This is a genomic window from Nocardia spongicola (genome assembly GCF_047200775.1).
Taxonomy (GTDB): domain Bacteria; phylum Actinomycetota; class Actinomycetes; order Mycobacteriales; family Mycobacteriaceae; genus Nocardia.
This window is the reverse complement of the sequence record NZ_JBJZOO010000003.1, coordinates 289260-313124: the sequence shown is the minus strand read 5'-3', so window position 1 is coordinate 313124 and position 23865 is coordinate 289260. Positions and strand designations below refer to the sequence as shown.

General features: G+C 64.7%; 28 protein-coding genes. 12 read left to right on the top strand and 16 right to left on the bottom strand.

Annotated elements, in window-relative coordinates; genetic code table 11:
- Positions 1-26: 26 nt before the first annotated feature.
- Genes ACL02S_RS09320 through ACL02S_RS09305 form a run of 4 tightly spaced genes read right to left on the bottom strand, consistent with a single transcriptional unit; the run spans position 27 to position 3153 of the window.
- Positions 27-782 carry an ESX secretion-associated protein EspG gene (locus ACL02S_RS09320; RefSeq protein WP_412802091.1) on the bottom strand — a complete coding sequence of 252 codons (756 nt, stop codon included), beginning with the start codon at positions 780-782 and terminating at the stop codon, positions 27-29.
- 33 nt (positions 783-815) lie between these two features.
- Positions 816-2240: a hypothetical protein gene (locus tag ACL02S_RS09315; protein WP_412801916.1), complete on the bottom strand. Its 1425-nt coding sequence runs from the start codon at positions 2238-2240 to the stop codon at positions 816-818.
- Positions 2237-2623: a hypothetical protein gene (locus ACL02S_RS09310; RefSeq protein WP_412801915.1), complete on the bottom strand. Its 387-nt coding sequence runs from the start codon at positions 2621-2623 to the stop codon at positions 2237-2239. Before ACL02S_RS09310 ends, ACL02S_RS09315 begins: the two co-directional genes overlap by 4 nt.
- 14 nt (positions 2624-2637) lie before the next feature.
- Positions 2638-3153, bottom strand: a complete 516-nt coding sequence (locus ACL02S_RS09305) for a DUF3558 domain-containing protein (RefSeq protein WP_412802090.1) — start codon at positions 3151-3153, stop codon at positions 2638-2640.
- 401 nt (positions 3154-3554) lie between these two features.
- Between ACL02S_RS09305 and ACL02S_RS09300 the strand changes: the two genes are divergently transcribed.
- Positions 3555-4430, top strand: a complete 876-nt coding sequence (locus ACL02S_RS09300) for a patatin-like phospholipase family protein (RefSeq protein WP_412801914.1) — start codon at positions 3555-3557, stop codon at positions 4428-4430.
- 147 nt (positions 4431-4577) lie between these two features.
- Here ACL02S_RS09300 and ACL02S_RS09295 read toward each other — a convergent pair whose 3' ends face one another.
- From ACL02S_RS09295 to ACL02S_RS09285, 3 genes are all read right to left on the bottom strand, one after another.
- Entirely contained in the window at positions 4578-5429 is an 852-nt protein-coding gene (locus ACL02S_RS09295) for a TIGR02569 family protein (RefSeq protein ID WP_412801913.1), read from the bottom strand.
- A gap of 289 nt (positions 5430-5718) precedes the next feature.
- Positions 5719-6903, bottom strand: a complete 1185-nt coding sequence (gene moeZ / locus ACL02S_RS09290) for an adenylyltransferase/sulfurtransferase MoeZ (RefSeq protein WP_412801912.1) — start codon at positions 6901-6903, stop codon at positions 5719-5721.
- Between the two features lie 127 nt (positions 6904-7030).
- Positions 7031-8206 carry a DUF3152 domain-containing protein gene (locus tag ACL02S_RS09285; protein ID WP_412801911.1) on the bottom strand — a complete coding sequence of 392 codons (1176 nt, stop codon included), beginning with the start codon at positions 8204-8206 and terminating at the stop codon, positions 7031-7033.
- Between the two features lie 285 nt (positions 8207-8491).
- Between ACL02S_RS09285 and fasR the strand changes: the two genes are divergently transcribed.
- Entirely contained in the window at positions 8492-9157 is a 666-nt protein-coding gene (gene fasR, locus ACL02S_RS09280; RefSeq protein ID WP_412801910.1) for an HTH-type transcriptional activator FasR, read from the top strand.
- Positions 9158-9282: 125 nt separating this feature from the next.
- Here fasR and ACL02S_RS09275 read toward each other — a convergent pair whose 3' ends face one another.
- The 3 genes from ACL02S_RS09275 to ACL02S_RS09265 form a co-directional block, all read right to left on the bottom strand.
- Entirely contained in the window at positions 9283-9510 is a 228-nt protein-coding gene (locus tag ACL02S_RS09275) for a DUF3107 domain-containing protein (RefSeq protein ID WP_412801909.1), read from the bottom strand.
- 236 nt (positions 9511-9746) lie between these two features.
- A complete protein-coding gene (locus ACL02S_RS09270) occupies positions 9747-10448 on the bottom strand; it encodes a ferritin-like fold-containing protein (RefSeq protein WP_412801908.1) in 702 nt (233 codons plus the stop codon).
- Between the two features lie 129 nt (positions 10449-10577).
- On the bottom strand, positions 10578-11435 hold the full coding sequence (locus ACL02S_RS09265) for an SCO6745 family protein (protein WP_412801907.1): 858 nt from the start codon (positions 11433-11435) through the stop codon (positions 10578-10580).
- Between the two features lie 478 nt (positions 11436-11913).
- Between ACL02S_RS09265 and ACL02S_RS09260 the strand changes: the two genes are divergently transcribed.
- The 5 genes from ACL02S_RS09260 (at position 11914) to ACL02S_RS09240 (ending at position 16680) form a co-directional block, all read left to right on the top strand.
- Positions 11914-13641 carry a DEAD/DEAH box helicase gene (locus tag ACL02S_RS09260; protein WP_412802089.1) on the top strand — a complete coding sequence of 576 codons (1728 nt, stop codon included), beginning with the start codon at positions 11914-11916 and terminating at the stop codon, positions 13639-13641.
- A 27-nt stretch (positions 13642-13668) separates the two neighbouring features.
- Positions 13669-14889 carry an Rv3212 family protein gene (locus ACL02S_RS09255; RefSeq protein WP_412801906.1) on the top strand — a complete coding sequence of 407 codons (1221 nt, stop codon included), beginning with the start codon at positions 13669-13671 and terminating at the stop codon, positions 14887-14889.
- A 39-nt stretch (positions 14890-14928) separates the two neighbouring features.
- On the top strand, positions 14929-15441 hold the full coding sequence (locus ACL02S_RS09250) for a nitroreductase/quinone reductase family protein (protein WP_412801905.1): 513 nt from the start codon (positions 14929-14931) through the stop codon (positions 15439-15441).
- Positions 15442-15490: 49 nt separating this feature from the next.
- Positions 15491-16096, top strand: coding sequence for an acid phosphatase (locus ACL02S_RS09245; protein ID WP_412801904.1), 606 nt, complete (start codon positions 15491-15493; stop codon positions 16094-16096).
- 134 nt (positions 16097-16230) lie between these two features.
- Entirely contained in the window at positions 16231-16680 is a 450-nt protein-coding gene (locus ACL02S_RS09240) for a GNAT family N-acetyltransferase (protein ID WP_412802088.1), read from the top strand.
- Positions 16681-16735: 55 nt separating this feature from the next.
- Here ACL02S_RS09240 and ACL02S_RS09235 read toward each other — a convergent pair whose 3' ends face one another.
- The gene (locus tag ACL02S_RS09235; protein WP_412801903.1) at positions 16736-17155 is read right to left on the bottom strand and encodes a hypothetical protein; all 420 of its coding nucleotides are present in this window, start codon (positions 17153-17155) and stop codon (positions 16736-16738) included.
- 136 nt (positions 17156-17291) lie between these two features.
- On the opposite strand from ACL02S_RS09235, the gene ACL02S_RS09230 reads away from it, so the two are divergent.
- Positions 17292-18236 carry a diacylglycerol/lipid kinase family protein gene (locus tag ACL02S_RS09230; protein WP_412801902.1) on the top strand — a complete coding sequence of 315 codons (945 nt, stop codon included), beginning with the start codon at positions 17292-17294 and terminating at the stop codon, positions 18234-18236.
- Between the two features lie 246 nt (positions 18237-18482).
- Complete coding sequence (locus ACL02S_RS09225; RefSeq protein WP_011211115.1) at positions 18483-18737, top strand: WhiB family transcriptional regulator; 255 nt, start codon at positions 18483-18485, stop codon at positions 18735-18737.
- Positions 18738-18876: 139 nt separating this feature from the next.
- Here the strand turns inward: ACL02S_RS09225 and ACL02S_RS09220 are convergent, their stop codons facing one another.
- Both ACL02S_RS09220 and ACL02S_RS09215 read right to left on the bottom strand, forming a co-directional pair.
- On the bottom strand, positions 18877-20391 hold the full coding sequence (locus ACL02S_RS09220; RefSeq protein ID WP_412801901.1) for a sensor histidine kinase: 1515 nt from the start codon (positions 20389-20391) through the stop codon (positions 18877-18879).
- 22 nt (positions 20392-20413) lie between these two features.
- On the bottom strand, positions 20414-20629 hold the full coding sequence (locus ACL02S_RS09215) for a biotin/lipoyl-binding carrier protein (protein ID WP_412801900.1): 216 nt from the start codon (positions 20627-20629) through the stop codon (positions 20414-20416).
- 90 nt (positions 20630-20719) lie between these two features.
- Here ACL02S_RS09215 and ACL02S_RS09210 point away from each other — a divergent pair, with 90 nt between their 5' ends.
- On the top strand, positions 20720-20794 hold the full coding sequence (locus tag ACL02S_RS09210) for a 50S ribosomal protein bL37 (protein WP_022597109.1): 75 nt from the start codon (positions 20720-20722) through the stop codon (positions 20792-20794).
- An 81-nt stretch (positions 20795-20875) separates the two neighbouring features.
- Here ACL02S_RS09210 and rsrA read toward each other — a convergent pair whose 3' ends face one another.
- Both rsrA and ACL02S_RS09200 read right to left on the bottom strand, forming a co-directional pair.
- A complete protein-coding gene (gene rsrA / locus ACL02S_RS09205) occupies positions 20876-21142 on the bottom strand; it encodes a mycothiol system anti-sigma-R factor (RefSeq protein WP_412802087.1) in 267 nt (88 codons plus the stop codon).
- A 20-nt stretch (positions 21143-21162) separates the two neighbouring features.
- The gene (locus ACL02S_RS09200; protein WP_503129052.1) at positions 21163-21897 is read right to left on the bottom strand and encodes a sigma-70 family RNA polymerase sigma factor; all 735 of its coding nucleotides are present in this window, start codon (positions 21895-21897) and stop codon (positions 21163-21165) included.
- Positions 21898-22068: 171 nt separating this feature from the next.
- Here ACL02S_RS09200 and ybaK point away from each other — a divergent pair, with 171 nt between their 5' ends.
- Together ybaK and ACL02S_RS09190 are read left to right on the top strand one after the other, a co-directional pair.
- Complete coding sequence (ybaK, locus tag ACL02S_RS09195; RefSeq protein WP_412801898.1) at positions 22069-22563, top strand: Cys-tRNA(Pro) deacylase; 495 nt, start codon at positions 22069-22071, stop codon at positions 22561-22563.
- Positions 22564-22653: 90 nt separating this feature from the next.
- Complete coding sequence (locus ACL02S_RS09190) at positions 22654-22965, top strand: hypothetical protein (RefSeq protein WP_412801897.1); 312 nt, start codon at positions 22654-22656, stop codon at positions 22963-22965.
- Positions 22966-23071: 106 nt separating this feature from the next.
- Here ACL02S_RS09190 and ACL02S_RS09185 read toward each other — a convergent pair whose 3' ends face one another.
- Entirely contained in the window at positions 23072-23860 is a 789-nt protein-coding gene (locus ACL02S_RS09185; protein WP_412801896.1) for an SOS response-associated peptidase, read from the bottom strand.
- Between the last annotated feature and the right edge of the window lie 5 nt (positions 23861-23865).

The following is a 23865-nucleotide window of genomic DNA, read 5'->3' as shown; positions in this document are numbered from 1 at the left end:
CCTTCGGCCATCCGACCAGATGTCGGTCAGTGCGGCAGGTGAACGCCGTCACGCACTTCCGTGACCGTCCTGGCGATCATCTGCTGCAAGGTGGCGGTGATCCGTTCGCCGGTAGTGGGTTTGCACGTCAGCGTATGGGTTCCGAAGGTGACGTAGCGACCGTCATCGTCGACATCGTTGAGCTGGAAGTCCTTGCGGCCGTCGATATGCCGGTTGTCCACACTGCCCATAGCGTAGACGCCGATATGGCAGGTCATCGCCATCGTATGCGTGAAGAACTTCTCGAACTCCTCCCGTGGCGTCGGTCGCCAGCTGTCGCGAACCGGTGGCCGGGGCCGCTCCAGTTCTTCGGCCGGTACCTGCACTTGTTTTCCGCGTCCCTCGGTACGGCTGGGGAGCACATCGACCACCGCCCGCGCCACCGCACCGGCGGGCAGTAACGTGAGCAGCACATCACCGCCGTGTTCTGGGTCGGGTCCCGGTTCCTGCACTGCGAGCGCACCGTGCTCGTAGTACACCCCGGCATGCGCGCGCAGCGCGCGATCCCGGCAGATTCCGGCCAGCTCCACCCGGGCCTCCGGCTCCAGCAGCACCTCGACCGCACGCAGCAGATCGTCATCGATACGTGGATGCAACGCGTGGGCCGCCGCTCGGCGCAACCGCATACTGTCCGAACGAAATTCGGTGGTGTACTGGTGACGCAATGGATAGGGCAGCACGTCCCGGCCGGTCGACTCCCATAGCGTCCGGAATTCGAGCGCGGTGAAACGCCAGCTCTGCATGGCTGTCAACGGAGAAATCCTTATCGTATCCGGTTATTCACCGATGACCGGTGGCGTCGTCTTCGGTAGATCGCCCAATCCGGTGAGTTCATCGCTGTGTTCCTGCGTGATCAAATAGTCCGGAATGCCTTTGCTGGATTCGTCATCGGTTTTGCCGCCGCGCGCGCCGGGCGCCATACCGCCGGGCATACCGGCCATACCGGGACGGCCCGGCGCGGATCCCGCCCGCGCGGCAGCCGCGGCCGGTCCGAGAGGGTTTGGCACACCCGGAGTCGAACGCCCCTGGGGCGGCACCGATACGCCTGATGATCCACCGGGACCGCCGAATCCGCCGTAGTTTCCTTGGCCTCCCGGCCCACCGTAGTTTCCTTGGCCTCCGGTTCCGCCGTAACTTCCCGGGTTTCCGGAACCACCGAAACCGCCCGGCGTACGGAAATCCTGGCTACTGGAGGCACCGGGCGCTGAGGCGGATGTAGTGGAGGCCGGAGCCGTGGACGCGGGATCGGTGGCGGCCGATGGCTGCGTACCGCCGGGATCGGCCGTGGCCTGCTCGGCGTTCGTAGGGCTGGTCGAGTTGCCTTGGTCACCAGGAATATCCGAGCCAGGCGATTGGGCTCCCGATGAGCTCGTACCGCCGGTATCGATTCCCCCAGCGCCGAAGCCTCCGATACCCCCGCCACCGGTTCCGGTGCCACCAGTGCCGGGACCACCAGCACCGCCGGTCCCGCCATCAGGATGCGTGCTCGGTGCCGGCCGGGGAATCAGCGGGACATCGGTATCGGATTCCATGACAACCGGGGCGTATACAGTGCGCAGCACCCGCAATGCCTCGGCCTTCGCGTTGTACTCGGCGACATCGTCATTGCGCCATCCACGCCCGGCGAAGAAGCTGCGGAAGTTGTCCATCCCACTGCGATGCTCCGGGGCATACGGGACCAACTGTTTGGTCGGCGCCAAGCCGGTCTGTAATTCCTCCACCTTGTTACTGGTCAGCCGGGCCCCATTCGAGACTTGCGCGCCCTGGGCGGCATAGTCGTGGACGGCGCTCGCCGCCGCATCGCGTGCCGCACCCCGCCACACGCTCGCATCGGTGACCTTGTCCATGGCCTCGACGAATTCGTCCAGCGATTCCTGATGCCCGGTACCGACATTCCGCCACGCTGCCACCAGGTCACTGACCAAAGCCAGATCGATCCGATCGACCTTGCCGCGCAACGTGGCGACGTCGTACCCCTCGAACTCGTCGGCGTCGAGCACTTCCCTCGGCCAGAAGTCGCCCTGAAAACCGATATCCGCCAACCGGCTTCGCACACCATCGCGTTGCTCGTTGTATCTTCCCTGCACCGCGAACGGGTCGACCTCGGCCTGCAACTCTTCCCCGGAAATCCAGTCGGTGATGCTACGGAGCATCGCCGAACCCAGAGTTTTCGGAGTGTAGTTGTAGTAGGGATAAGTCATCGATCTACCTGCTCGATAACATACGCCATCCGGTCCGCGTTCTCGATATCCTGGCCGGTGATACGTTTGAACGAAATCGCCATGACCTCACGCATATTCTGCACGACCTCGATATGCTCACGAAGGACATTCTCGATCGAATTATCCTCACCAGTGGCCTGCTTCAGAAACTTCTTCGCCAGAGCATCCGCCATCTTGAAATCACCGAAACCGCCGACATTCTTGGTTCTTTGCGCAGCCTCGAGCAGGCGGAAAAGTTCAGTAATCCGCTTTTCACATGCCTCGGCACAGAGATAGGCGGCTCTCTCGTCATCGAGATAGAGTTCCCCCGCACGCGCCTGCCCCGCCAGCTGCTTCCATACCAGGACGTTATCCTCGCCCATGACAACCCCTCCCGTTACTCCGGAAAAACCGGCACGATGAAATCTCCCACACGATCCAGAACCACGCAAGGATCTTCCCGCTCACCGGTAATAGGCTTATTCGATATCCGCAGCTGAATCACCCCATGACGCGTCGGGAACACGACATCGCAGAGCAGATCCTTCGATGCTCCCTCGACTTTGAACCGCCGCCCCTGCCGACCCGCCATCGTGACGTCCTCGAACTCCACGTTCCCAGGCTTGCTCTCGAACTCCGCCACAGTGTGACTGGTCGAGAACACTACGAGGAAGTACTGCGAGTTATCCCAGCCACAGATCTTCCACCCGGATTCCATCGGTCTGCCGAGGATTCCAGGTACTTCGGTCGCCGGATCGACCCCCGCCGCCAGCAATGCCTCATCCGGGACCCCCGTACACGGGTCGAACAGATCCTCCTTCGCGACAGCGCTAGTGGTGGGCGAACCACTCACAGTGTCACCACCACACCCCACCACCCCAGGCACAAGCAGGAAAGCCAGCAGCGGCAACATAACTCGGCGAACCATCCCCACCCTCTCAACCCTTAACGACGCAGGCCGGGTCAACGGTAGCAGACAAGCATCAGGACCTCACCCGCACACGGCACTGCGGTCACAATACGCCGCACACGATGCGGCATTTCCTGTCGCGGGCCACGTGACGATGAGGCGCTATTTGCTGACCTGCGCGGATATTGTCGATAAACTTGTCGATACCGAAGTTGTCCTGGCCATGGACGAGACCGCCGATATGAAGAAAGGCGCCGGATGCCGAAATCGGTATTCTGCGCCTCGGGACGATCCCGCGGTAATACCGAAAACGTCTGGGCAGATTCTTTGCCTCGGTATCACACAACGAGATGAGCGCCGCTGCTCGACAGTCCCGAAGTCTCCGAAAGAGAGAAAGGTGACCCATGCCGGAACATACGCGGGAACCTGTTGCGTTCGTTCTGTCCGGCGGCGCGGCGCACAGCGTGATCCAGGTCGGTATGCTGGCCGCCTTGTACGAGCACGGTGTCGTACCTGACCTGATCACTGCCGCATCGGCAGGCGCGCTCAATGCGGCCTTCATCGCCTCTCGCCCCACTACCGCGGCGACGGTGGCGGATTTGACGAACGTGTGGACCACACTGCGCCGCCGCACTGTGTTCCCGACCAACCCGATCATGGGTGCACTCGGCTTCCTCGGCTGCAGCGACCATCTCGCATCACAACACGGACTACGCGAACTGATCATCGATTTCCTCGAGTTCGACCGTCTCGAGGACGCCAGGATCCGACTGGAGTTGGTGGCCACCGATCTGCTGACCGGAGCCGAACGCCGCCTGTCCGAAGGGCCCGCGGTCGACGCACTGCTTGCCAGCGCCGCCATACCCGTCGTCTACCCACCGGTATCGATCGGGGGCCGGTTACTCGTCGACGGCGGCATCGCCGCGAACACCCCGATCGCGAGCGCGGTCGCGATGGGCGCACGCACAATCTACGCGCTCACAACCGGCTATTCCTGCGCCCTGAACCGGCCACCACGCGGAGCACTGGCTATCGCCGCCCATACCCTGTCGGTGGTGATCCGCCATCAGATGGTCGCCGATATCGGCCGCGTACCCGACCATGTGCGGCTGATCGTTCTGGCACCCCCCCGCCCGCTGACAATATCGCCCACCGACTTCGGCCATGCCACAGAGCTGATCGACCGCGCACAGACCGGCACGGAAATACTCCTCGCGCAGGCCGGGGACCGCCATCGATTCGTCCCCGAGGACATGTGGCACCCCGACCACACGCACTGACCACCGGCGGCTTCACCACACCGACCAGGTCCGAATCCCCCATCTGATAGCTATTACGCCGCACCGCGTCACTGGAATTGCCTTCGATGATGGTCACCGTATTGCCACTGTTCGCGCCTGCGCATGCCGCGCGCCGAACCTCCTGGTTCAGAGCACCAGACGGACCATATCGGCGGTGCGCGCGAGCCCGGGGAAGGCATGCGGTGTCGAGCGCGGGTGCAGGGTATGCACGATGAGCCGGAAGATGATCGCCCGCAACAACATCTGCGGCCACTCCGGCAAATCGGCCCAGCGCTCCAGTAGCCCGTCGTCCGCGCCGCCCCAGGCCAGCGCGTCCACCACGATGACAGCCGCGGCCCACGGCGCGGGCCGCCAGTACGGGGTGATGTCGGAGAGTCCTGGGGTGCGGGCGCCTGCGAACAGCACTGTGCCGAACAGATCACCGTGCACCAGCTGCGAAGGGGTGCGCACCGGCTTACGGAGTGTGGCCAGCTGACCGATCAGTTCGAGACTGCGCCGACCGTCCGGCGAGGTCGACAGCTGCGCGCCACCCGCACGTAAACTCCGCAGCGGCACCGCATCCCAGGTAGCGCGGTCGGCTGCGACGAACACATCCACATCCACCCAGGGCACGACCGGCGCTTGGGCGAGAAACCGTGGCCGCTCCAGCTGTGCCGTTGCTTGGTGCAGCCGCACCGATACCGAGACCACCTCGTCGTGCCGGGGTTCCGCAGCGCCCTCGAGATAGGTGTCCGCACGCCAGCCGGACACCACATAGCGACCGTCGGTCGCCCGCACCGGACGAGCGAGCCGCAGCCCATCCACCGACAACGACTCGCGGACATTGGCCGACCACGCCGCACGCGCGTGATCGGCAACCGGGCTGAGCACCACATCGCCGAAGCGCCAGCCGCCTTCCCAGTTACCGAGCGCCACCGGGGTCACTTCACGCAGACCGAACGTGGCGCGCACATGCTCGGGAGGTTCCACAGAAGTCACGGCCGTACCGTATGTCGTGTCCGATTCGACCGGTCGACGGCACGCCGTACGGCGGTCATTTTTAACGGTTCCCCACAGCTGAAGCCGGGGCTTCTCCGGTGGCACCTGGTGATCCATTTCCCACCATCCGGTACCGTCGCCCGGCCCGCGTCCCCGCGCCGAGTTCGGTGCCGATACGGCCGGAGGTGCGGTTCAACACCCGGATACCGCACGGCCCGAACTCCACCAACGGGGTACCGGCAAGGCCGAGCGCCACCGGGCACTCGGCCGAATACCGATACCGGCGGCATCAATACACCGGCAGTGACCGGTCGATCTGGTTGGCCCAGGCGATCACGCCGCCCTGCAGGTGGGTGGCATCGGAGAAACCGGCGCGTTTGAGCGCGGCCAGTGCCTCGGCGGAGCGGATACCGGTCTTGCAGTGCAGCACGATCGAACGGTTCTGCGGCAGCTCGGCCAGCGCCTCACCGGACAGGATGCGGTCCTTCGGGATCAGCCTGGCACCCTCGATGTGCACGATGTCCCATTCCACCGGCTCGCGCACGTCGATCAGTTCGATCTCCTTACCCGCGTCGAGCAGTTCCTTGAGCTCGTACGCGGTGATGGTCGACCCGGCCGCGGCCTCCTGCCCTTCCTCGGACACCACACCGCAGAACGCCTCGTAGTCGATCAGCTCGGTGATCGGCTGCCGTTCCGGATCGCGGCGCAGCTTGATGGTCCGGTAGTTCATATCCAGTGCGTCGTACACCATCAACCGGCCCAGCAGCGGCTCACCGATCCCGGTGATCAATTTGATCGCCTCGGTGACCATCACCGAACCGATCGACGCGCACAGCACACCGAGCACGCCGCCCTCGGCGCAGGATGGCACCATACCGGGCGGCGGGGCCTCCGGGTACAGATCGCGATAGTTGATACCGCGGCCGTCCGGCGCGTCCTCCCAGAAAACCGAGACCTGCCCCTCGAAACGGTAGATCGAGCCCCATACATAGGGTTTGCCCGCCAGTACCGCGGCATCGTTGACCAGGTAGCGAGTGGCGAAGTTGTCGGTACCGTCGACGATCAGGTCGTACTCGCCGAACAGCTCGACCGCGTTCTCCGGTTCCAGCCGGATCTTGTGCAACCGCACGTCGATGCCGGAGTTGATCTCCAGGATGGAATCGCGCGCGCTGTCGGCCTTCGAGCGGCCGATATCGGATTCACCGTGGATGATCTGGCGTTGCAGATTGGAAGCATCCACCTCGTCGAACTCGACGATGCCGAGGGTGCCGACCCCCGCGGCGGCCAAGTACAGCAGCGCAGGCGATCCGAGCCCGCCCGCGCCGATGACCAGCACCTTGGCGTTCTTCAAACGTTTCTGCCCGGCCACCCCGAGATCGGGGATGATCAGGTGACGGCTGTAGCGGGCAACCTCATCCCTGGTCAGTTCCGCGGCCGGCTCGACAAGTGGCGGCAGGGACTTGGGTGATGACACGTCCAGGACTCCTCGAATCGCTTGGCCGATCGCTACCGGCGGTGTGGCGCCCTCCGCGGGCCGCTCTTATGCAACACCGGCGATCGGACCGTTCTTCCCGCACCATCGTCGCGTATCGGCCGCCGCCCTACCCGCGCGGGTAGGGCCATGGATTGAAACGGCAGCGCTTGCCATCCCTTGGAACCACACCGTGCGGGTCGAGCTCGGCGATATCGTCGTTCTTCGTACCGAAGGTCTGCTGCATCATCACCGGCGCGAGCCCGCCATCGGTCTCGCACGGCTGATGCTGGTAGTAGCCGATGGCATGGCCGACCTCATGGTTGATCAGGTACTGCCGATACGACCCGATATCTCCTTCGAAGGCCAGTGCGCCCCGCACCCAGCGGGCCTCGGAGAGCACCACACGGCGACCATTGGCGTTGTAGCAGGAAGTATCGATCGGAATATCGAAACCGCATACGGTGCGGCTGGAGCCCCGCGAGGTGAGCGAGATGCGCAGATCCGCCTCCCCTTGATCCACCCGGCGGAATGCGAACCTGTGGTCGTGCACCCAGCTCTTCGGATTGGCGAGGGTGGCATCGACCATGGCGGCCACGGCCTGATCGCCGCCGATACCCGCGGTATCGATACCGTCCTCGATCTCCACCGTATAGCGGAGTACACCGTCGGTTCCGACACCGACCTCGGCGGTGGTTCCCGGCACTACGTGCCAGGTGCCCTGGCCGGTCTCGGCGAAGGCCCCGCCCTCTGGCAGTGCCCCGGTCGGCAGATCCGCGGGGAAGTGTCCGTCTCCCGGTGGGGCACCGATGATGCCTACCGTAGCGGCAGGCCTGCTCGGCTGTCCTGGATCGGATACCGAGTCGGTGGCATCGCTGGTTCCGGTGCCGCCGATCGCTTCGACGACAGCGAGAACAGTGATCGCGACCAGTATCGGGAGCGCATAAGCGCGCCAGCCATAGGTCGAGACGAACCTGCCGAGCGCACTTTGTTTCTTGGCGTCCCGCTCCGGACGCTCCCTGGCTCTTCCCTCCTCCGGAGCGATGGGATCCCACCGGGCGCGCAACGGCTGGTGGGATCGGTCGGCTTTGTAGGAGTAACGGCCCGACGCGGCACCGATCGCACCTTCCGCCCGATCGCGCTGGATCGAGCGGGCATCGGAATAGCGCGCGGACTGCCCGGGAACCACGGCGCGCTCCAGCTCCGGCTCGGCAGCGCCGAACGATCCGGCACGAGCCACCGGCCATTCGACTGCGCCCGCACGGGCCGTCTTCCCTGATCCCGCCGCGGGCCCAGTTCTCGCCATACGGTCCGACCCCAGGGAAGCGGACACGCCCGGGCCCGTCGGACGGCTCATGCCGTTTCGCCCCCCACGCGGTCCTTCCGGTCGGTCGATCATGTGCACCAGCGTCTCATGGCTGCCGTTGTGCATCTATGAGCACACGGTCAGCGACTACTGCGCACGCTGCGATTCAGTCCAGGAAGGCACAGTTGCCCGGCCCCGCTCCGCAGATCGATGGCAACCGGGTATCGTGCATGAGATAGCCCGGTGCACACCCCTTTTGCCGGGGAATCGACTGGAAGAGCCGACATGACTGACCTGGTGGACCGGATGTTGTCCCGCAGATCGTCGTCCGAGGCCATGGCGCCCGCCAAACGCGGTACCCGGCTTCCGCGCGACGAGCGCCGCCAACAGCTACTCCTGGCGGCAAGTGAAGTCTTCGTGCAGCGCGGTTACCACGCCGCGGGCATGGACGAGATCTCGCAGTGCGCCGGAGTGAGCAAACCGGTGCTATACCAGCACTTCAGCAGCAAGCTGGAGCTCTATGTCGCGGTGCTGCAGAACTATGTGGACATGCTGGTCTCCAGCGTGCGCCAAGCACTGCGCTCGACTACCGACAACAGACAGCGCGTGCGCGCGGCGGTACAGGCGTATTTCGATTTCGTCGACAACGAGATGCAGGGCTTCCGCCTGGTATTCGAATCCGATCTGACCAGCGAGCCACAGGTACAGCGCCGGGTGGAGCAGGCTACCGAGGCGTGTGTGGACGCGGTCTTCGATGTGGTGGCGCACGACTCGGGTCTCGATCCCTACCGCGCCCGTATTCTGGCGGTCGGGTTGGTCGGCGCGAGCCAGTTCACGGCACGCTACTGGCTGGAAGCCGACCGGCCGATCCCGAAAGAGGACGCGGTCGACACCACCGTCTCGCTCGCGTGGGGCGGCCTGAAGCACGTGCCGCTGCATCCGATCGGCTGAGCGGACCCAACCGGCTGAGCGATACAACGGCAACACTGAGCGATACGACGACAACACAGACGAGCCCCTGCCCGGAGCGATCCGCGGGCAGGGGCTCGATGTCTGTGAACGGTGATCGAACTCGGTCAGACCGCGGCGAAACCGACCCGGCCGCCCGCGGAAGAACCGATCTCGACGTAGGCCACCTTCGAAGCCTGGATCAGGAACTTGCGCCCCTTCTCATCGGAGAGCGACAAGACTCCACCGTCACCGCCGAGCGCACCGGAAACCAGTGCCTCGACCTCGTCCTGGGTCTGCGGACTGGTGATGACCAGCTCGCGCGGGCTATCCGAAATACCGATCTTGACCTCCACGGTCAACCTCCGAAACCTGAGAGTCCTGTGCTGTCGGATCCAGGCTAATGCCAGAACACTTCAGCGCGTATTCAGGCCATACTCCGCGAGCGCCCCGGTAACGGCGACCGACCTCGCCCGACATACGGGACGAGGTCGGCTCATGCGACGACCACCACACTGACCTGCGCAATCAGCTGCCGCACCCGATCATCGGCGATCATGTCCGCGAAACGGCCCGATGATGTTCGCTTCCGTCAGATACCGAGTACCGCCATCCGTTCGGCGTGGCTGGCCTGCATCCGCTCGAACAGCGCGGCGATACCGTTGAGATCGCCGGTGGCGGTCAGCACCAGATCGGTGAGTTCGTCGCGCTGGGCCATGACGTACTGGGCCTGGGTGATCGCCTCGCCGAGCAGCCGCCTGCCCCACAGCCTGAGACGATCGCGTTCGGAGCGGCTGCGGGTGACCGCCCGGCGCACTTCCTCGACAACGAACTCCGAGTGCCTGGTCTCGGCGAGCACATCGCGGACCACCACGGCGACATCGGGAGACAGCGCTCCGGCGATCTCGGTATAGAAGTCCGCGGCGATACCGTCACCGACGTAGAACTTCACCATCGATTCCAGCCACGTCGAGGGATCGGTAGACGCGTGGAAATCGTCCAGCGCTCGTACGAACGGCGCCATCGCATCGAAGATATCGGCGCCTCGCTCGGCCAGCGCGGACCGGAGCATGGTGAAGTGTTCCATCTCGGCCGCGGCCATCGTCGCGACCGCCGCTTTGCCCCGAAGGGTCGGTGACAGCTTCGCCTCTTCGGCCAATCGGTAGAACGCGGAGATCTCGCCATAAGCGAGCACCGCGAACAGATCGGTCACGCCGGGATGATCCGCGGGGATGAAGAAGGCTGCTGGGTCGGTCGACGAAACACCTAACGTGGCAGGTGACTGTGCTCCCATACCTATCAGCCTAATACTCGGCACGGTACATCCGGTTTCAGCCGAGTTACTTCCCCTGGTATCCGCATGTCGTGTCATATGAGGCGGGCGGATTACGCCTCGGCACCCGGGAAACCTCAGGGGCAGCGTCTACTCCGGCCGCATACCGACCGGGGTGATCGGCGGAAGCACCGCCTCGTGTATCCGGTGCACCAGTGGCGCGAGTGATGTGGTCAGCTCGGTGATCGCGGCGGTGGACAACACCGCAAGCGCCCCGTGCCATGCGGCCTCATCGGTGGCGGCCTCTACCCGCGTCAACAGCTCGGCACCGCTGTCGGTGAGCTTCGGATCGGTCGGCTCGCCCTCGACCACACCACGTGTCCGCATCTCGTCGAAGGCCGTCGCCCATTCCGCTTCCGATACCCCGCGAGCTGCGCGCATCACCGACTCCGGCGCCTTACCCGCCGCTACCTGTACGACCAGGGCCTGACGCCCGGTGAGACCATGAGTGACCAGTGCGGCGACATGACCATCGCCACGATGCTCACGGAGCGAGGTGCTCAGCTGCCACAGCGCGGCCACCGGATCGGCGGGCAACGCCAAGGCCGCGTTGGCGGCGAACAGTGCCCGGCCGGTCGGGTCGGCCGCATGCGATACCGGAGCGAGCAGCTCGACCGCGCGAGCGCATACCGCCTCCTCCGCGCCTACCCCACGTAGCAGTCCCGCCGACAGGTCGAGCCGGGCGGCCACACAGCGTTGCGGAGTTGTCCGCTCCCATGCCTCCGGGAGCGCCCGGCAGACCATATCGGGATGGAATCCCGCGAATACCGCCTCGACCGCCGCGGGGGTGACTGCCCCGAGCGGGGCGGCGCGGAAGGCGAAATAGCTCTGCCAGTAACCGCGCAGCCCGATCCGCACGCCCGCTTCCTTGACGCCCGTTCCGAAGTAGACGACATCATGGATCGGTTCGAGCGTCGTCCAGATTTTCCGGGCCGGATGAATTGCCATGTGCCGCAGCGTACGTCGCCACCATGGGATAAGGAAAGGGCACTTCACGTTTCCACATCCGCACTGCCGATTTTCCACATCCGCGCTACCACACCGTGGCGGCAATTCGAAGGAGGAACAATATCACGCTACAATCACTGCGGACAGCGGAAGTTTCGCTCGACGGAGTTGCCGGAATGCCGCGCTCACGCACCACAGGGCGCCGCTAAGGCCGCTGACCGATTTCGGGTGCGAAGTTTCGCTGGACAGGAAAATGTGCGCGCACCAGATCCGCGTCACCACTGCGCCGCGCCGATGTCTTACGAGGTAGTCGCCGTTTTACGGCAGGCACCCGGCATCCGGAGCGTGGCCGGGTGAATATCGCTCGCGGAGTCGTGGTCGTCGTGGACCGCCCGGTCCGCCCCACCTCGTGCGCGCTGGACGTGATGACGAGGAAGGCACGAACCTGAGCAAGATCACAGTCGACCAGGAACCAGGACTGGCGGATACGCTGTTGACGGCCGAACTGGACGCAACACATACCGCCCCGACTTTCGCCGGATTGGGCGTGCGTAGCGAAATCGTGCGCGCGCTCGGCGAGATCGGCATCGAACGCACTTTCGCCATTCAAGAGCTGACCCTTCCACTAGCACTCACCGGGGAAGATCTCATTGGTCAGGCCCGCACCGGTATGGGCAAAACCTTCGGCTTCGGCGTACCACTGCTCCATCGGATCTCGACCGCCGAGTCCGGCACGACGCCGTTGGACGGCACACCACGCGCACTGGTCATCGTGCCGACACGGGAGCTGTGCATCCAGGTCACCCAGGACCTGCAGAACGCGAGCAAGTACCTGACCGGGCATCGGGGGCCGCTGCGCGTCGCCTCCATCTACGGTGGGCGCCCCTACGAAGCGCAGATCGAGGCGTTACGGGAGGGAGTCGACCTGGTGGTCGGCACCCCGGGACGGCTACTCGATCTCGCCGACCAGCAACATCTGATCCTCGGCAAGATCGGCGTGCTCGTGCTCGACGAGGCCGACGAGATGCTCGATCTGGGTTTCCTTCCTGATATCGAGCGCATTCTCGGGATGGTGCCGGACAAGCGCCAGACCATGCTGTTCTCCGCGACCATGCCCGGTCCGATCATCACACTGGCCCGGACCTTCTTGACTCGTCCGACGCATATCCGGGCCGAGGAGCCGCACGATTCCGCGGTGCACGACCGTACAGCCCAATTCGTCTACCGCGCGCACGCCCTGGACAAGAGCGAGCTGATCGCACGGATACTGCAGGCCGAGGGCCGTGGCGCCACCATGATCTTCACGCGCACCAAACGCACCGCGCAGAAGGTCTCCGACGATTTGGCCGAGCGGGGGTTCGCGGTCGGCGCGGTACACGGCGACCTCGGACAGATCGCCCGCGAGAAGGCGCTGACCAAATTCCGCAAAGGCACTATCGACGTGCTTGTCGCGACCGATGTCGCGGCGCGAGGCATCGACATCGACGATGTCACCCACGTGATCAACTACCAGTGCCCGGAAGACGAGAAGACCTACGTGCACCGGATCGGCCGGACCGGCAGGGCCGGACGCACCGGTGTAGCGGTGACCTTGATCGACTGGGACGAACTCAACCGCTGGTCGGCGATCGACAGCGCGCTCGCGCTCGGCATCCCCGAGCCGGTCGAGACCTATTCGCGCTCGCCGCATCTGTACTCGGATCTGACCATTCCGGAGAATGCGACCGGTATGGTGCGCAAGCCGAGGCCGCAACGCGATCCGGACGCGGTTGTCGTGGAACGCCCCGGGCGTACCCCACGTCAGCGCAGCCGCAGGCGGACCCGCAGCGGCAAGCCGGTCGACGGCGCCGCGACCATTACCGAGGCCCCCGGCGATGCGGACCTCGCCGATGAGACCGGTGCCACCACCGAGGCGGCCCGAACCACGGAACAGACACCTCCCGAAGCCGACCGGCCCGCACGGCGCAGGCGCAGGCGTCGCAAGCCCGCCGATACCACGACGGACCACACGGGCACCGATACGGTGACCGCCGCCGATTCCGGCAGCGCATCCGACAGCGAGGTGGACAGGACCGCAACAGCTGGGACCGAAACAGACGAGCGACCCGCACGGCGCAGGCGTAGACGCCGCAAACCCGCGTCCGGGGAAGCCGCTACCGAGGACACCGCGAGCACAAGCTCGACTGCGGCTGCCGCATCGGCCTGATCGCCCGGATCAGCTAGTCTCGCACCCGTGCTCGCACCCGAGCGGCGAACGCGCGCCGATATCATCTCCGCAGTAGCGATCGCGGTTCTCGTGCTGCTCGCGGGGGTCGTGGTGTGGCTGCGCTCCGATACGCGCGGCACCGAGTCGATCACCGCGGCGGCACCGGTACCAGCACCGATCGCCGCCGAGCAACTGCCGACGCAACTGCACGAATTGTGGTACGCACCGGACGCGGTGAGCGCGCGAGCGATCACCGCGGGCGGTGTCGTGGTGACCGGTGACAACGGCACTGTCACCGGTCGTGATCCACGGACCGGCGCCCAACTGTGGAAATATCAGCGCAACATGCCTCTGTGCGGTATCGAGAGTCAATACGGCACGGTGGTCGCGGTGTACCGCGACCGGCGCGGCTGCAGCCAGACCACTTTGCTGACCGCCGACAGCGGCACCCGGCGCACCGCGCGCAGCAGCTATATGGATTCGAGTGTGCGGCTGTCCGCCGACGGCACCTACTTCCTCGCACAGGGGCAACGGCGGCTGGAAATGTGGCGTTCGGATCTGGTCCGCACTGTGGAATACGGCTTCGTCGACGCACCGGTGAACGCGAAAACCCAACCACGTGCGGGTTGCACACTGCTGTCGGCGAGTTCCAGCCCGTCCCGGCTCGCGGTGCTCGAACGCTGCCCCGATGATCCGGCCAACCGGCTCACCGTGCTGAAGCCGGTTCCGAAGGACAGCACGACGCCGGAGGAGTACGGCTCGCACGTATTGACCGGTCCAGGTATGGCTTCTGCCGACGCCAAGGTGATCGCGGTATCCGACAGCCGAATCGTGTTGTACTCCCCCGGCGTGACCGGGCAGGCGCCACCACGGCTCACCGTCTACGACGGAAATGGCAACCCCATTGTGCTGCACGATCTTTCCGCACCATTGAGCCAGGACACCACAACCACCCAGGTCGGCTCGACCTATCTGGTCTTCACCGGTGACAGCGTGATCGCCTTGAACGGCAGCACATTCGACCCGTTGTGGACCTCGGGCGCGGCGCTCGGCGCACCCGCACTCATGGCGGGCAAACTGCTGCTGCCCACCGCGGGCGCTATGACTGTCCTCGATCCGGCGACCGGAGCCGAACTCGGGCGCATACCGGTGGATCGGCCCGGCTACACCGGCGGCGCCATCTCCCTCGCGGTCCTCGGCGACACCGTACTGGAATTACGCGACGGAGCGATGCACGCTCTCGGCTGACCGATCGAACTTGTCGACATCAGCCGACATAATGGGATCATGAGCGAAAACGATTCCACCGCATCGAAATTCAATTCCGGAGCCATGTCCTACGACGACCCGGATGCCCCATGGAACCAGGAATACACCGACGAAGAGGTCGCCGGCTGGAACAAGGACGTGATCCAGGAATTCCGCGCCAACGACGGTAAGGTCGGCGGCGCCTACGCCGGCAGTGAGCTGGTGCTGCTCACCACCACCGGGGCCAAGAGCGGTAAACAGCACGTGGTCCCGCTCGGCTTGCTCCGACGCGGCGAAACGCTATATGTGAGTTCGTTCATCGAGGACAAGTACCCGGCCTGGTATCACAACGCGAAAGCCGATTCTCGCGTCACCGTCGAGTTGGGTTCGACCACCTACCGAGGCGCGGCGCTGGTACTGGAGAGTGGCGCGTACGAGGAGTTCGCGAGCTGGGTACTGGCGAACAATCCACTGCTTGCCGAGTGTCAGGCCAAGACAACACGTCCGATACCGCTGGTGATACTCGAACTCGGAGACCCGATCCCCTCGTGACCGGACCCGGTGCACGCCGTACCGCACGTGCGTGACCATGATGGGAGCCATGTCCGCACACAATGGCCCCCGGCTGATTCTGCTCCGGCACGGCGAAACCGCGTGGTCCCGCGAACGCCGCCACACCAGTCACACCGATCTGCCGCTCACCGCGCTGGGTGAGCGGCAGGCCGTGGCCGCCGGACACCTGCTCACCACACTGGAACTGCGAAATCCACTGGTGCGCATCAGCCCTCGGCAACGCGCGGCCCGCACTGCCGAACTGGCCGGACTCACCGATAGCGTGGTCGACGACAACCTCGCCGAATGGGATTACGGTGCCTACGAGGGGCTGACCACACCACAGATTCGCGAGTCGCTTCCCGGCTGGACCGTCTGGACCGACGAGATCCCCGATGGCGAGAGCGCCGAGCACGTGCGCGAACGGGCAGATCGAGTGCTCGCCACCGTAACGCCCATACTTCCGGAACGGGATATCGTGCTGGTAGGACACGGCCACTTCTCCCGCGTACTGATCGCCCGATGGGCCGAGTTCGAGGTCAGGGAAGGTCGCCGCTTCGCCATGTCGACCGGTGCGCTGACCGTCCTCGGCTACGAACACGACACGCACACCGTCCACGCGCACAACCTGGTACCCAACGGAGCGTCACTGTGACCAAGATTCGTAGCACGCAGGCTCCGTCGTTCACGGCGGAGTCCACCACGACCGGTCCCGATGGTCCAGGCCCGACCGATCCCGGCGTCGCCGATCTCGGTACCGCGGTCCTACGGCGCGCTGTCCCGTCCGATGTGCCCGCCCTGGTCGACCTCATCTATGAGCTGGCCGACTACGAGAAGGCGCGCGACGAGTGCACGGTCACGGCCGAACAACTGCACGCCGCGCTGTTCGGGCCGCTACCGAAGGTTTTCGCGCATGTAGTGGCAGACGAAACAGGCCCGCTCGGCTGCGCTATCTGGTTTCTCAACTTCTCCACCTGGGACGGCGTGCACGGCATCTATCTGGAGGACCTGTACGTCAAACCGGAGACCAGGGGCAAGGGCTACGGTAAGGCGCTGCTGGCCGCGCTGGCGAAGGAGGCCGTGGACAACGGCTACAGCAGGGTCGCCTGGTCGGTGCTGACCTGGAACAAACCCTCCATCGACTTCTACGAATCGATCGGCGCCGTGGCACAGCACGACTGGATCGGCTACCGGCTGACCGGTACCGCGCTCGACGCACTGGCAGACGAGGCGCGCTGACGCCGAATCACGGCGCGCGGCGGCGACAGCGCGGTGACCGGATACCCGCCGCACGCTACTCCGGTTCGACGCCGTAGTCCTCGGCCAGCCAACGGGTCGAGGCCGGCGCGAACAACAGCACGAGCGCGGTAACCGCGACCAGCCCGAGCAGGGTGCCGTAGACCGGCTGATGCGAGTCCGTGAGCAGCGACCAGGCCACCGGCAGCAGCAGCAGTTGCGCGAGCACCGCGATAGCGCGACCCCAGCGTTTCCCGGACAGCAACCCGATACCAGCGGCGAGCACCGCGCCGCCGAGGATGCCGAACCAGGCGGCAGTGCCGTAGCCGCTGGTCGCGGTCTGGTCGTGACCGAGCAGCCCGCGCACGATCAGCACGACCGCGATCCCGACGCCGACCGTCCCTTCGAGCGTCACCAGACCTCCGGCCACCCGCACCGTCATCGGCACACCCGCCGAACCCGCACCCTTATCGCTCATCGGGGCATCATCCCTTCCGCAGTCCGACCACTCGAGCGGCAAGCCTACGACCCGGACAACTACGGCATAGTCCGGGGCGGCACCTCAGCACTCACAGCTTTTCCAGCTCGGCGCGGCGGCCAACTAGGCTGCGAACGTGCGGACCCTCTTGATCGTGAACCCCAACGCCACCTCGACCACGCCTGCGACCCGAGACCTGCTGGCACACGCGTTGGAGAGCCGCACCCAACTGACCGTCGCACATACTCAGCATCGCGGTCACGCGGCGGAACTGGCACAGTGGGCGGCCAGCAACCAAATGGACCTTATCGTCGTGCACGGTGGCGACGGGACGGTCAACGAGACCATCAACGGCTTCCTACCGCTGCCCGAGCTGGATGATAGCCAAGCCTGGCTACCGCGCCTCGGTGTGATCCCCGGCGGATCGGCGAATGTCTTCGCCAGGGCACTCGGCATCTCACCCGATCCGGTCACCGCCACCAACCAGCTCATCGATCTGCTCACCCTGGACACGGACCGGCGTATCGGCCTCGGTATCGCCGACGACCGCTGGTTCTGCTTCAGCGCGGGAGTCGGACTCGACGCCGACGTCTGCGCGGCGATCGATGCCGCGCGTGCCCGCGGCCGTAGTGCCACCCCGGCACGTTATGTACGGACAACTGTGCGGCAATTCTTCCGGGCCAAGCGAAACGAGCCGAAGGTGCGGGTTGAGATTCCAGGACACGAACCTGTTGATGGTGTTCATTACGCATTCGTTACGAACACCACACCATGGACTTATCTGAACGCCACGCCGGTACACACCAATCCGGGCACCCGGTTCGAAACCGGGCTCGGTGTGTTCGCCATGCGTTCCATGGCCGTAGTACCGACTCTACTACTCGCGCGCCAGCTCCTCACGACCAACGGAAATCCGAAGTACCGCAATTTATTTCGTGAAGACGACGTTCCCGCTGTACGAATCGAGTCCAAAGAGCCCATCGGCCTGCAAATCGATGGCGACTTCATCGGAAAACGATACGTAGTGGATTTCACGGCGATCCCCGATGTCCTCGCCGTCGTAGCGCCACAGCCACACTGAGCGTTGAATACCGTAAAAAACCTCGCGGTAGTGCTGCAAAATCGAGATGGAACGAGTACAAAGGACCGGGCAGGCCTAAGGGCCTTCAGAGCGTGAGCTTCCCCACGGTGCACCGTGTACCTATTGACATCTACGGTGTTCGTGAAAGCATTCACAAGCAACCGTGCGGAAACATTCGAGTCGCACAAGTGAACGAACCATAAACCATAGGCGCCCTTATGCGGCGCCCAGCAAAGGAGCAGAGGAATGGACTGGCGCCACAAGGCCATCTGTCGCGATGAGGATCCCGAGCTGTTTTTCCCGGTGGGTAACAGCGGTCCCGCGCTCGCGCAGATTGCCGATGCCAAGCTGGTCTGCGCTCGCTGCCCGGTAACTGCCGACTGCCTGTCCTGGGCCCTGAAGTCCGGACAAGACGCCGGAGTATGGGGTGGTATGAGCGAAGACGAGCGCCGGGCGCTCAAACGCCGGAACGCGCGCACCCGCACCCGCACCGTTGTCTGATCAGACGACCGGCCTCATCGAGCTATTCGATCCGGCTCGATGAACGCATTCAGCCCGGCACCATATGGTGCCGGGCTGTGTTGTTCGATGACGGTGGTCGGTCGGTGACTTCTCCGACAGACCTTCTCCGACAGCGCCTTCAGCGGGCCGAGCGACGTCCCAGCGGAACACGCAGTACCGCGTCGGTACCGATATCGGCGCCGGGGTGCAGACCGATGGAACCGCCCAATTCGGCGGTTACCAGGGTGCGGACGATCTGCAGACCGAGCCGGTCGGAGGATTCCAGACTGAATCCGGCGGGAAGGCCGCGACCATCATCACTGATGATGACATCCAACCAGCGCGCCGAACGTTCGGAACGGATTGTCACCGTGCCGTTTTCGCCGGGATCGAAGGCGTGCTCGATGGCGTTTTGCACCAATTCGGTCAGCACCATCACCAATGGGGTCGCGCGTTCGGCGGAGAACACGCCGAGCGAACCGGCACGACGCACTTTGATGCGCGTGGTGTGCACGGTAGCGACATCGGCCATGATCGGCAGCAGCCGGTCGACGACCTCGTCGAGATCCACCTCTTCGTCCACCGACATCGACAACATCTCGTGCACCGACGCGATCGAGGTGACCCTGCGTACGGACTCGGTGAGCGCGACCTGTGCCTCCTCGTTCTCGGTGCGACGGGCTTGCAGCCGGAGCAGTGCGGCGACGGTTTGCAGATTGTTCTTCACCCGGTGATGGATTTCCCGGATGGTGGCATCCTTGCTCAGCAACGCCCGATCGCGACGCTTGACCTCGGTGACATCACGAACGAGTACAGCGGCACCCGCCAATTCACCGTGCGGACGCAGCACGAGCGTGCGCAGCAGGACGGTGGCGCCACGCGCCTCGACCTCCATGCGCCGCCCGGTCCGTCCGGCCAGGGCTGCCTGGATATCGCCGACCACCTCCTGCGCGTCGAATGGATCGGTGATCAACGCACGTGTGGTAGCGGCGAGGTCCTGGCCGGCCAGATCGGCCTGCAAACCCATCCTGTGGTAGGCCGATAGCGCGTTCGGGCTGGCATAGACGACGGCGCCTTCGGTATCGAGCCGGATGAAACCGTCTCCCGCACGCGGGCTGGAATGCGTGGCCGCGCGGTCCTCGGTTGTGGGAAAGGTGCCATCGGCGATCATCCGGCACAGATCGTCCGCACATGCCACATAGGCGGTCTCCAGCGTGCCGCTTCCCCTGGAGCTGCGCAGCTCGGTATCGCGGCTGAGCACCGCGATCACATCATCACCGCAGCGCACCGGAATGGCCTCGCGAACCGCGTGTACCGGATACGGGTCGGAGCCGCCCGAGGTCTCCTCCGCGCTATCGGCTCGTACGACCTCACCACTCATCAGCGCATCGAATACCTGTGGATAGTCGGTATGCCGAGCGACCGTGCCGACCAAGTCCTCTTGATGCACGGTCGGGGCGGTGGTGGGACGGCACTGCGCTACGCACACAATGTCCGCACCCGAGTTCACCGGACCCGCACCGACCCAAAGCAACAGGTCGGCGAAAGACAAATCGGCCAGCAACTGCCAATCGCCCACCACACGTTGGAGGTGGTCCACGGCGACGCCGGGTAGATCGGTGTGCTCGGCAAGCAGCTCACTCAGAGTCGCCATGAGGGTTTATCACCGCAATCGTTCAGGAGATGACCGCGATCAGATGACCTGCTTTGATGGCGTCGCCTTCCTTGACACCGATCGAGGTCACCGTCCCGCTGGATTCCGCGACTACCGGGATCTCCATCTTCATCGACTCGAGGATCACCAGGGTGTCCCCCTCCTCGACCTTGTCACCCTCCTGAGCGACCACTTGATAGACGACCGAAACCAGCTCGGCGAGCACTTCCTCAGCCATGACACCCCATTCGTTCGTTGGCCTGTATCCGCTGCAGGTACAGCCAACCACACATGAAACAATGGCCTTCAACCAGAAGGGAGACTACTCATGGGTAAGCGCGGACGTAAGAAGCGGAGCCGCAAAGGGAACGCTGCCAACCACGGCAAGCGGCCCAACGCCTGAGCACCGGCTCGGACCGAGACACGAAGCGGCACGCCCTCCCACGGGAAGGCGTGCCGCTCGGTATTTCACGGACCGGCCACTTCAGTCCGTGGTCTCGACCGGGTTCTCCGTGGCGATGATCGTCCGGCGAATTTCGATGGTCAGCCGCTCACGCAGCGAATCCGGCGCGCGATCGCCACCACACTTACGGCTGAGCAAACCCTTGATCTTCGCCTCGACGCCATAGGCCTCGATACAGGGGCTGCAGTGCTCCATATGATGCCGCAGCCGGGCCCTGGTCGCCTCATCGCACTCGCCGTCCAGCATCAGCCATACATCGGCGAGTACCGCCGCGCAATCCAGTTCCATATCGGGATCCCGCTCGGTACTCACTGCTTGACCTCCTGGTTTTCCCCCGCTCGGTGGAATCCACGCTCGCGCGCCACATCGGCGAGCAAACCCTTCAGTTGTTTGCGGCCGCGATGCAGCCGAGACATCACAGTCCCGATCGGGGTGCCCATGATGTCGGCGATCTCTTTGTACGGGAAGCCCTCGACATCGGCGTAATACACCGCCATCCGGAATTCCTCCGGCAACTCCTGCAACGCGGCCTTGATGTCGTGGTCCGGCAACGCGTCCAATGCCTCGACCTCAGCGGAGCGCAGTCCCTGCGAGGTGTGCTCCGCGGTCGCCGCCAGCTGCCAATCGGTGATCTCGTCGGTCGGATACTGCGCGGGCTGCCGCTGTTTCTTGCGATAGGAATTGATGTAGGTGTTGGTCAGAATCCGGTACAGCCAGGCACGGAGGTTGGTGCCCTCCCGGAACGACTTGAACCCCTGGAACGCCTTGACGTACGTCTCCTGAACCAGATCCTCGGCATCCGCGGGGTTCCTGGTCATCCGCAACGCGGCGCCGTAGAGCTGATCGAGCAGCGGGAGCGCGTCCCGCTCGAACCGCTGCGCCAGCTCGTCGGCATCCTCGACGGCGGCGACATCGTCGGCCACCACGTCATCGTCGCTCGTCACACCTGTCCCTTCGATCGCCGTCCCCGCCAAATCTACCGGCAGCGGCAGAACGAGCGAGCAGCCACCTGCTGTCGGTGACCCGCCTGCCGTCGATGACAGTGTGGTCCATACCGAGCAATCGTCGAGCAGTACGGGCACCGGCGTCTCCTTCGTGGTCTTCGCAGGACGTGCGCACGCGATAGAAGCGTTCGAGCACTGTGTACCGCCTACAACATGTGCGCCCCGCACAGTGTTCCCGCACCGGGCCTGCTTCCGGCTAGGGTTTCGCCCATGGCAGCAGGCTCGACTCCAGCGATCCGCGCCGCGGCCGAGGCCGAGGTGCTCTACCGTGTGCACGCCTACCCGCACACACCGCGCGGTACCTCCTATGGCATCGAGGCGGTCGAGGCCCTCTGCGTCGAACTCGGCGTTGTCGCCGAGCAGATCTTCAAAACCTTGGTCATCGAACTGTCCACCGGCGCGTTGGCCGTTGCCGTGCTCCCGGTCCCGCGCACCTTGTCCCTCAAAGCCGCCGCCAAAGCGCTGAGTGCGTCGAAGGCCGTTATGGCGGACAAGACTCGGGCGGAGCGGACGACCGGATATGTGCTCGGCGGTATTTCCCCGCTGGGCCAGCGCACCTCGCTGCCCACTGTGATCGATGACTCGGCGTTGGCCTTGGACCGGATGTTCTGCAGCGCGGGACGACGTGGCCTGGAGATCGAACTGGCACCGGCCGATCTGATTCGGATGACCGCCGCGGTGACCGCGCCGGTGGCCTCCGCGTAGCTCAGCCGGATTCGCCACGATCTGTGCATTACTGAACAGAACAGAATCACTGAACACAGCGGATTCGCCCGACACGAGGAAGTGATGCACATGTTCGCATACCAGCGTTTACGCACCATGACCGTCGTATTACTCGGAGCTCTCCTCACTCTCGGTTCGGTGACACTGTTCGCCCCAACGGTCACCGCGGCACCGCGTACCCCACAGACCGACGGCTTCTCCTTCGACGATCGACACAGCCAGGACACTCCCGCCGATCCTGATGACCAGGAGCACGATCGGCGGGCCGAGAAAACCGAGGAACTGGGTGGCCGGTTGGCGACCGAGATCATCGATCTCGTCACCGGAGTGATCAAATGCGGGTTGAATATCGCCACCCCGAGCGTGCACTGCACGCTGTAGTCCACCGACTGTGCGGGACCGGGCAGTCAACGCTGCCCGGTCCCGCACAGTCCGAGGTCCGTCATCTACCGGGCCGCAGATCACAGCAGCGAGAGCCGCCTGCGGTTCACAGCAGCGGGAGCTGCTCGGCTTCCTCCCGCTCCTCTACCCTGGCGAGCAGTTCAGGGCCTTTATTGCGCACGCTGTTGACCAGCACGGGCACCGGCCGGGGCACGATTCCCGCGATTATCTCCGCCGCAGGGGCCGCCAGCAGGCTCGCCGGAGCAGGGTGATCCGGATCCAGCCAGGCATCCCAATGCTCACGTGGCAGCGGTAGCGGCATCCGGTTGTGGATCCGAGCAGGCTCGCCCAGTGCGTCGGTGGTCACGATGGTGCACGACAGCAACGACCCGCTCTCCGGCGCTGCACGGTCACGCCACACCGACCACAGCCCCGCCATGTAAAGCCGGGAACCATCGGCGGCGGCCATGTAATACGGCTGTTTGGTGACCTTGCCTTTCGTACCCGGCGCGAGAGCTGGTTCGACGACCCACTCGTACCACCCGTCCATCGGCACCAGGCAGCGCCGGTATTTCACCGCGTCCCGAAAGGCAGGCGCGGTGGCGGCCCGGTCGGCACGGGCGTTGAACAGTGGTTTGCCCTTGACCGGAACACCAGGCTCGGCGGCCTTGGTCCAGACCGGGATCAATCCCCAGCGCATAGCCCGGATACGGCGTTCGCGGTCGCCGCAGGCATCTGCGTGGTCGCGTCGATCGACCACAGTGAGGACCTGATTGGTCGGAGCTACGTTGTAGTTGACGAAAGCGTCCCGACTCGCGGCCCCGGTCTCATCGATCGCGTCCAGTTCTACCGCGAGCCTGCCAGGGTCGGCCGTGGTCGCATATCGTCCGCACATACTCC

What these genes read in the sequence shown, in the direction of transcription:
- ybaK (WP_412801898.1), top strand. Translation starts at nt 22,069, where the DNA reads ATGGCAGCAGGCTCGACTCCAGCGATCCGCGCCGCGGCCGAGGCCGAG.
- ACL02S_RS09185 (WP_412801896.1), bottom strand. Translation starts at nt 23,860, where the DNA reads ATGTGCGGACGATATGCGACCACGGCCGACCCTGGCAGGCTCGCGGTA.
- ACL02S_RS09245 (WP_412801904.1), top strand. Translation starts at nt 15,491, where the DNA reads ATGTCCGCACACAATGGCCCCCGGCTGATTCTGCTCCGGCACGGCGAA.
- fasR (WP_412801910.1), top strand. Translation starts at nt 8,492, where the DNA reads ATGACTGACCTGGTGGACCGGATGTTGTCCCGCAGATCGTCGTCCGAG.
- ACL02S_RS09235 (WP_412801903.1), bottom strand. Translation starts at nt 17,155, where the DNA reads ATGAGCGATAAGGGTGCGGGTTCGGCGGGTGTGCCGATGACGGTGCGG.
- ACL02S_RS09300 (WP_412801914.1), top strand. Translation starts at nt 3,555, where the DNA reads ATGCCGGAACATACGCGGGAACCTGTTGCGTTCGTTCTGTCCGGCGGC.
- ACL02S_RS09310 (WP_412801915.1), bottom strand. Translation starts at nt 2,623, where the DNA reads ATGGGCGAGGATAACGTCCTGGTATGGAAGCAGCTGGCGGGGCAGGCG.
- ACL02S_RS09305 (WP_412802090.1), bottom strand. Translation starts at nt 3,153, where the DNA reads ATGTTGCCGCTGCTGGCTTTCCTGCTTGTGCCTGGGGTGGTGGGGTGT.
- ACL02S_RS09265 (WP_412801907.1), bottom strand. Translation starts at nt 11,435, where the DNA reads ATGGCAATTCATCCGGCCCGGAAAATCTGGACGACGCTCGAACCGATC.
- ACL02S_RS09315 (WP_412801916.1), bottom strand. Translation starts at nt 2,240, where the DNA reads ATGACTTATCCCTACTACAACTACACTCCGAAAACTCTGGGTTCGGCG.
- ACL02S_RS09225 (WP_011211115.1), top strand. Translation starts at nt 18,483, where the DNA reads ATGGACTGGCGCCACAAGGCCATCTGTCGCGATGAGGATCCCGAGCTG.
- ACL02S_RS09285 (WP_412801911.1), bottom strand. Translation starts at nt 8,206, where the DNA reads ATGGCGAGAACTGGGCCCGCGGCGGGATCAGGGAAGACGGCCCGTGCG.
- ACL02S_RS09250 (WP_412801905.1), top strand. Translation starts at nt 14,929, where the DNA reads ATGAGCGAAAACGATTCCACCGCATCGAAATTCAATTCCGGAGCCATG.
- ACL02S_RS09215 (WP_412801900.1), bottom strand. Translation starts at nt 20,629, where the DNA reads ATGGCTGAGGAAGTGCTCGCCGAGCTGGTTTCGGTCGTCTATCAAGTG.
- ACL02S_RS09190 (WP_412801897.1), top strand. Translation starts at nt 22,654, where the DNA reads ATGTTCGCATACCAGCGTTTACGCACCATGACCGTCGTATTACTCGGA.
- ACL02S_RS09220 (WP_412801901.1), bottom strand. Translation starts at nt 20,391, where the DNA reads ATGGCGACTCTGAGTGAGCTGCTTGCCGAGCACACCGATCTACCCGGC.
- ACL02S_RS09270 (WP_412801908.1), bottom strand. Translation starts at nt 10,448, where the DNA reads ATGGGAGCACAGTCACCTGCCACGTTAGGTGTTTCGTCGACCGACCCA.
- rsrA (WP_412802087.1), bottom strand. Translation starts at nt 21,142, where the DNA reads ATGGAACTGGATTGCGCGGCGGTACTCGCCGATGTATGGCTGATGCTG.
- ACL02S_RS09320 (WP_412802091.1), bottom strand. Translation starts at nt 782, where the DNA reads ATGCAGAGCTGGCGTTTCACCGCGCTCGAATTCCGGACGCTATGGGAG.